A 1,467-nucleotide genomic window follows, 5' to 3' on the forward strand; every position below is an offset into this window, starting at 1 on the left:
GCTCCAAGCCCAAGCCCCAGGCCAAGTGCTGCAGCCAGCGCTGTCCGCACTGCATATTTTGCGCCGATCATTTTGTTATTCTCCCTTTTATGCCCCACTATCGAGCAGGGTCTGGTTATATTGACAAGTTCATACCAAAGTAAATTGTAGCCGTTAAGCGACTTGTGCAAAGCCGTGAATTGGCGCCACTACATTCATTATCAAGAAAGAAGAAATGGACAGTACCACTATCAAGATCGATGCCACACAAGCTGACCTGGCCGATCCGCTGCGCGCATACCGCGACAGATTCGAACTGCCGGAGGGCGTGATCTATCTCGACGGCAATTCGCTTGGCGCATTGCCGAAGTCCGTCAGGCAGCGGGTGGCGAAGACAATCGCCGAGGAATGGGGTGAGCAGCTGATCCGCAGCTGGAATACCGCTGACTGGGTGCACTTGCCGCAGCGCGTCGGCGAGAAAATCGCACGGCTCATCGGTGCCGAGGAGCGAACGGTCGTCGCGGCCGACAGCACCTCCATCAATCTGTTCAAGGTATTGTCGGCAGTCCTCGACCTCAATCAGGAACGCCGCAAGATCGTTTCGGAGCGCGACAATTTTCCAACCGATCTTTATATCGCGGAAGGCGTGGCCAAGCAGATCGGCAAGGGTCACCGGACGGTTCTTGCGGATGCCCCCAAAGATATCCCGGACCTGCTGGATGAAGATGTAGCTGTGCTGATGCTGACCCATGTCAATTACCGCAACGGCTATCGTCACGACATGGCGGCGCTGACCAGGGCGGCCCATGACAAGGGTATCCTCGTCATCTGGGATCTCGCGCACACGGCAGGCGCAATGCCCGTTGACCTGACTGGCGCGCAAGCCGATTTCGCCATTGGTTGCGGCTACAAATATCTCAATGGCGGGCCCGGCGCTCCGGCATTTCTCTATGTCAATCCACGCCATCAGGGCGGGTTCCGCCAGCCGCTTTCCGGCTGGTTCGGTCATCGCGCGCCATTTGATTTCGATTCCGCCTATTCGCCGTCGAGCAGCATCGAACAATATCTGTGCGGGACACCGCCGGTGCTGGCGATGGTAGCCATGGACGAGGCCATGTCGCTGTGGGACGATATCGACATGGAGGCTGTGCGCGCGAAATCCATCGGGCTCTGCGATTTCTTCATTCAGGAAGTCGGCGAATTTGCCGAGGAACTTGGGCTGGCGCTGGTGACGCCGCGAGACCCCGACCTGCGCGGCAGTCAGGTGTCCTATTCCTGTGACAATGGCTATGCCATCATACAGGCGTTGATTGCGCGCGGCGTCATCGGCGATTTCCGTGCGCCAGATATCATTCGCTTCGGCATGACGCCGCTTTACCTCAGCTTCGCGGAGGTGGCGCAGGCTGCGGCGATTCTCAAGGAAATCCTTGCAACGCGCGCCTGGGACCAACCTGAATATCAAGTCAGGGGAGCCGTAACGTGATACGC

Annotated in this window: 1 protein-coding gene; it reads left to right on the forward strand. The window is 57.9% G+C overall.

Annotation, left to right across the window (positions count from 1 at the left end):
* The first annotated feature begins 214 nt into the window (after positions 1-214).
* Positions 215-1,462 (forward strand): kynureninase, encoded by a 1,248-nt coding sequence (gene kynU / locus ACXJ5O_RS26820; RefSeq protein WP_457302564.1) that lies wholly within the window; start codon positions 215-217, stop codon positions 1,460-1,462.
* The last annotated feature ends 5 nt before the right edge of the window (positions 1,463-1,467 follow it).

The sequence above is a fragment of the Phyllobacterium sp. P5_D12 genome, from assembly GCF_054049495.1.

What these genes read in the sequence shown, in the direction of transcription:
- kynU (WP_457302564.1), top strand. Translation starts at nt 215, where the DNA reads ATGGACAGTACCACTATCAAGATCGATGCCACACAAGCTGACCTGGCC.